The sequence below is a fragment of the Anabaena sp. CCY 9910 genome (genome assembly GCF_963920875.1).
In the GTDB taxonomy this organism is placed as follows: Bacteria; Cyanobacteriota; Cyanobacteriia; order Cyanobacteriales; family Nostocaceae; genus Trichormus; species Trichormus variabilis.
Map to the genome: position 1 here is coordinate 590,194 of NZ_CAWUDJ010000001.1, position 6,298 is coordinate 596,491.

At 39.3% G+C, this 6,298-nt stretch carries 4 protein-coding genes; 1 reads left to right on the forward strand and 3 read right to left on the reverse strand.

From position 1 onward, the window contains the following. Positions 1 to 62: 62 nt before the first annotated feature. Positions 63 to 1,277: a M20 family metallopeptidase gene (locus ACM5QX_RS02530; RefSeq protein ID WP_414752236.1), complete on the forward strand. Its 1,215-nt coding sequence runs from the start codon at positions 63 to 65 to the stop codon at positions 1,275 to 1,277. Between the two features lie 16 nt (positions 1,278 to 1,293). Here ACM5QX_RS02530 and ACM5QX_RS02535 read toward each other — a convergent pair whose 3' ends face one another. The 3 genes from ACM5QX_RS02535 to ACM5QX_RS02545 form a co-directional block, all read right to left on the reverse strand. Beyond that, on the reverse strand, positions 1,294 to 3,168 hold the full coding sequence (locus ACM5QX_RS02535) for an iron uptake porin (protein ID WP_414752237.1): 1,875 nt from the start codon (positions 3,166 to 3,168) through the stop codon (positions 1,294 to 1,296). 200 nt (positions 3,169 to 3,368) lie between these two features. After that, positions 3,369 to 4,409 (reverse strand): serine/threonine protein kinase, encoded by a 1,041-nt coding sequence (locus ACM5QX_RS02540; RefSeq protein ID WP_414752238.1) that lies wholly within the window; start codon positions 4,407 to 4,409, stop codon positions 3,369 to 3,371. 254 nt (positions 4,410 to 4,663) lie between these two features. Beyond that, on the reverse strand, positions 4,664 to 6,298 hold a 1,635-nt coding region (locus ACM5QX_RS02545), incomplete at its 5' end, for a DUF4114 domain-containing protein (RefSeq protein ID WP_414752239.1).

Sequence of the window (6,298 nt, forward strand, 5' to 3'; positions counted from 1 at the left end):
GCTCATAACCATGAGATAACGATAGACTGGGAAAATCACCCACCTTATCTACCTAAACCGTAATGGTTTCCACCTTTCCCAATCCTGCATCTGTTGACTTATCCCGTGTGCGGCTAGCAATCCGTTCATTGCAACCCCAATTGGTTGAATGGCGACGACGACTGCATCAAAAACCAGAGCTAGCTTTTCAAGAAAAAATCACGGCTGCGTTTGTCTCAAGTAAGTTACAAGCATGGGGAATTGAGCATCAAACAGGTATTGCTCAAACTGGAATAGTGGCTACCATTAAAGGCGAAAAACCCAGCACTAAAGTCTTGGCAATTCGAGCAGATATGGATGCTTTGCCAATCCAAGAACTTAACGAAGTGCCTTACTGCTCACAGCATAATGGTGTGATGCACGCCTGTGGACATGACGGACATACAGCGATCGCACTCGGCACAGCTTATTATTTACAACAGCATCGTCAAAACCTTGCTGGGACTATAAAAATCATCTTCCAGCCGGCTGAGGAAGGGCCAGGGGGAGCAAAACCCATGATTGAGGCTGGAGTATTGAAGAACCCTGATGTTGATGCCATTATCGGCTTGCACCTATGGAATAACTTACCTTTGGGAACTGTAGGTGTCCGTAGTGGGGCATTGATGGCAGCTGTAGAATTATTTGACTGTACAATTTTCGGCAAAGGCGGACATGGTGCAATACCCCATCAAACTGTAGATTCTGTGGTAGTTGCTGCCCAAATTGTCACTGCTCTACAAACCATCGTTGCGCGTAATGTCAACCCCATCGATTCCGCAGTGGTAACTGTCGGCGCACTCCATGCAGGGACAACCCATAATGTTATTGCCGATACAGCCACTATGAAAGGAACTGTCAGGTATTTTAACCCTGTTTTCCAAGGCTTTTTCCCACAAAGAATTGAGCAAGTTATTGCTGGCATTTGTCAAAGTCATGGCGCAAAATATGACTTTAAATATACTGAATTATATCCCCCAGTCATTAATGATCAGGCGATCGCTCAATTAGTGCGTTCTGTAGCAGCAGAAGTGATCGAAACTCCCATTGGTATCGTGCCAGAATGTCAAACAATGGGTGGTGAAGATATGTCTTTCTTTCTGCAAGAAGTTCCAGGTTGTTATTTCTTCCTTGGTTCTGCTAACCCAGACAAAGATTTAGCCTATCCCCATCATCACCCCAGATTTGATTTTGATGAAACCGCCTTAGCAATGGGTGTAGAGATATTTGTCCGGTGTGTAGAGAAATTTTTTACTTAAGAGATATAGACAAGAACTATATGCGGTTGCTTGGTAGCATGGCTATAGGATTTACCTTTCCCTTTTCAGATGAATGAATTTCAAAATGGGTATGGGGACTAGTAATGAATCCAGTGCTACCTATTTTGGCGATTTGTTGTCCTTGGCGCACTTGTTGACCTACTTGCACCAAAATTCGGCTATTGTGTCCACAGCGAGTCAAACTGCCATCGGCATGGCGGATTTCCACAAGATTGCCATAACCACCTCTATTCCAAGCAACTTTCTTCATCACCCCATCGACTGATGCGTAAACTGATTTGTCTGTAGCGTTATTTAATGAGACCTCAAGAAAGCTTCTGGTTACATAATTTGTCTTTATGTAAGCAGGGGGGATAGAGATAGGGCGAGGAGCAGAAGAAGACGCAAAAATTTCCTTGGATAATTTATTTCCTTGCAGTTTCTGACTTTCATGAATGGCTAATGAAAGAGTTTGATTTCCAGGTTGTTGATTTCTGTATTTATCTTGTAATCTCCTAATCTCTTCTTGTAATGACCGTAAGCGTTGATTCCTATCCGGTTTTAAATTATCCTGAGACTCGTCAGAACGCAATTCTGCTAGATTAGCCCTTAAACGAATCGATTTTTCTTGCAAGCGCATTAAAATCAACTCTTGTTGTACTTTTATTTGTGCATTTGTTGATGGTTCTTTTAATTTAAAACCGTAATTTTCATCAGTTCCTTTCATACTAAATAAGGTGACTAATTCTGTAGCGAATTCTTCTTGTAAACGTTGTAAATTAGCCAAATCTTGCTTAGTTACTAGATTTAATTGTGCTGTAACAATCAATTCATTGACGCGATCTAAACAAGCATTTAAACCAGCTGCAAATTCATAGCGTGTGATGGAGCGATCGTCTTTAAATCTACCATTAGGATCATCTGTTATGGCTCCATAACGTTCTACTAAGGATTTCAAGGTAACAAAAGCCCAGTCACTTGGTTGTATATGAGATTGATCCTTAACCGGAATTAATTCTATTGGATTGGTCTTGATTTTTGCGTCATCTCCTTTCCATGACATATTTGGAAGTAAGTTTAGCCAATCTTGCATTGTTTGAGGTCGGTCTTTTGCTTGTAATGCCAAACCTTGAAGAATCGCTTCATTGACAGCATCACTCAAATTTGGGACAAGTTCCTTGGGCGATTTTAATTCTTCATCATCATGCCGATCCATAGAATTGGTGGGTCGTTTTCCAGTGATTGCATAGTACAAAGAAGCAGCTAAACAGTAAACATCCACTGTTGGGTGACGAACTCCTTTACGTATCAATTCATAAGGTGCAAATACTTGATTACCAAAAGTCCTAGACAGACTACTTGGTGGGGACATATCCCCAGCAATACCAAAGTCTATTAGTACCGCTTTACCACATTGAAAAAAGTCCCCATCAAAATTAAGCATAATATTATAGGGGGTAACATCAAGATGAAAAATTGTTTTTTTATGTATTTCCACCAAAGCCGAACCTATTTGGCTAATATACTTCACAGCTTCTAATTCAGATAATGCACCATGAGATAGCACATAATTCCATAAACTTTCACCTGCTATATATTGCATTTCTAAGTAATAACAATCATCTTCTTCAACAAAGTCGAAGACTTGTACAATATGAGGATGTGCATCTGCACAACATTGTGCGAGTGTCCGTGCTTCTTTTTTAAAGCGTTCGATATATTTAGGATAGTCTGGATCGCCTTTGACAAAAGTATTTGGAGTTTTGAGGACGACCCTACGATTTAGGCTAGTATGTATTGCTTGATAAGTAACCGCAAAACCACCAAAGCCTAAATATCTTTCTATTTTGTATTTGCCCTTATATATTAGCTGTCCTTCTTGCCATAACATATATCAAAATGGATTTATGGATACTGTAGATTCTGGCATATTTTATATGGATGTGGGTGTCTGTGTTCGTGAAACCACGATACGTACAATAAATACCCGAATATCGAGTAATTTATTCAGACAACGCCAAAAATAAGAGTTTGAGATATTTTTTGTAACTCCTATGTATGTACAGAATATTTCAAAATCACAAATATTGTTTACCTGTTTTCTAGGGGAGATGGAGATGGTAAATTTGGTTTTGTAACTTTTGTTGGGATTATGGGCTTGTCTGGAAACAATTCTTTCCACAAATCCCAACCATCTTTAAAGCCTGATATTAATGCTGCCAGTAAAGCCAAGACACCCATGACTTCTAATATCCATGCCCACAGAGGTTGTCTAAAAGGCAGTTGAGGCAAAATAGGCGCAGACTTGATTAATCCTAATTCTTTTAACCATTCTTCTACTGTCTGAGGACGCTTATCTGGTTCTAGTTCCATTGCATGAAGGATAGCTTGATTAGTGCGATCGCTTATTTCTGGATTTAATTCTTGAGGTGGAATTAATCGCTGATTTTGGTCTTGTCTGTCTATTGAACTAACTGGCTGTTTCCCTGTTAATAATACATATAAAGTAGCCGCGAGAGAGTAAACATCAGTCCACTTTCCTCGTCTTGCCTGCTGTCTTCTAGAGTTGGAGTAAAGTTCAATTGGTGTAAATCCATGTACTCTAGCACCACGACTAGTTAATGGGTTATCAACTGTCCGTGCTAAGTCGAAATCTATCAAAATAGCTTTATGGGTACCTGCTCGCACTACGATGTTTTCTGGTTTTACATCACGATGCAATAACCCCTGTCTATGAACTTCTATCAGTGCTTGTCCAATTTGCTGGATGTAATTTAAAGCTTCTTGCTCTGGTAAAAAGCGCCTAGATTGAACAATGTTAGCTAAATTATTTCCTTGTATGTACTCCATGACCATGCAAAGCAAACCGCCCTGCATAAATGTTTCAATTACCCGCACAATATTAGGATGCTGGCATTTTTGTAACTTGAGAGATTCATTGGAAAAGCCTGATTCTAAGTGATCGCGATCTTCATTACTCAGTTGATTTAGTTCATCGGGATTTAATGTTTTAATCACAACTTCTTGCCCATCCTTTTGAGCAAGATAAGTAATAGCAAAACGTCCCCGTCCCAATTCCTGTATAATTTCGTACTGATTACGGTTTAATTTATCTCCAGGGTTCCAGATCATCGATTCATTATTTCCAAGACCTGAGGTAATTTTTACACAGCTATGAGTCCGCCTTGTAAATACCAAAGACTTTTGTCACATCTTTAAGTAAGGCCAATAGTCACACACCAGATTCCTTTTGTTTTTAAAGCCTTATACCCAGTCTCAACAGACAAGCTGTGTACGTAAGTCCTATAACGAAAATAAGCAACAAGCCGGAGTTTCAACTCGCTTGCTGCTCATCATCAAAAATTATTTTTTTAACTCTGTCAAACTTATTTGTTTTTGCGCCGGGAACGTACCTTGAACATACCGAATGCTCCCAAAGCCATAATCGCAGTTGTGGCTGAAGGTTCTGGTACTCGTCTTGTTGTGAAATTATCCTTACCGAAATCCACAACAATCATCACATCATTATAATCTTTGTCCCCACCGTTAAATAAATCTTCAAAACCCATCATTAAATAATCACCGACTTTCCAAGCCATTAAGTGTTGTAGTCCATCTGGGTTGAGCAATGAATTTGCACCATAAATATTCCCATTGGGGTTATTATATCCATCTGCCTTGAGCAAAAAGTTGAGTTGTGTACCACCTCTGATTGTACCCAAGTCTACAAAGTCACCAATATCTAGAACACCATCGGAATTCCCTAAGGCACATTGATTTCGTGTACTGAGACAAGAAACATCTTCAAAAACCATTCCACTGCTGTATTGACTACCTTTAACAGCTTCATAAGCCAATTGGTTTCTGTAGCCAGCACCTTCGTTGAGAAACCAAACTCGCACATTATGAGTATTTTTTAAATATAACTCTGAAAAGTCTAGTTTTTGAGCTTGAATTTGTTCTGCGGGAATTTCTACGCCTTCCCGTTGCACTAATGCTTGAAACTGGGGAAGCAAAGACTGGAAATTTTGGTCTTGTGATCTATCTTGAAGGGTACTTTTTGTTAATTTACTCCAATCATTAGCTTTTTTAGCTGCTTCCTGTGCTTCTTGGGAAATCCTAGCAGCAGTATCAGCTTCTAACTTCGCCTGATCTCTCAAGACTTGAGCATCTCTAACCATGTTGTCAGCGTTCTCGATGGTTAATCTAGTTTCTTCTCTGACTTGATTTCTAGTTTGTTCAGCCGTGTTGCGTCTGCTACTCGCGTTATTGAAATTGGTAGTTGCTGTATTAAAAGTATTATTTGCTGTATTGAAGTTATTGGTAGCTGTATTCAACTCATTTCCAGTTCTACTAAAGTTGCTGTTAGCTGTGTTGAAATCATTTCTAGCTGTATCTAATCTACTATTAGCTTGAGTAAGTTCAGTATTGGCTGTATTAAGGCTAGTGGTTGCGTTGTTGAATTCAGTATTGGCTGTATTAAAGCTAGTAGTTGCGTTGTTGAATGCGGTATTGGCTGTATTAAAGCTAGTAGTTGCGTTGTTGAATGCGGTATTGGCTGTATTAAAGCTAGTAGTTGCGTTGTTGAATGCAGTATTGGCTGTATTAAAGCTAGTAGTTGCGCTGTTGAATGCAGTATTGGCTGTATTAAAGCTAGTAGTTGCGTTGTTGAATGCAGTATTGGCTGCACTTAATTTATTATTAGCTTCATTTAGAGCGTTAGTAGCATTTTGAATGGCTGTTTGTGAATTTCCTCTTCGAGCTTGAGCTAGATTTCTAGTAGCAGTGTCCACCTCTGTTTGAGCATTATTGCGATTAGTAGTTGCGGTATTTAATGCGGTTTGAGCATTATTGCGATTAGTAGTTGCGGTATTTAATGCGGTTTGAGCATTATTACGATTAGTAGTTGCAGTATTTAGTGCGGTTTGAGCATTATTGCGATTATTGGTTGCAGTATTTAGTGCGTTTTGAGCATTATTGCGATTATTGGTTGCAGTATTTAGTGCGTTTTGAGCATTATT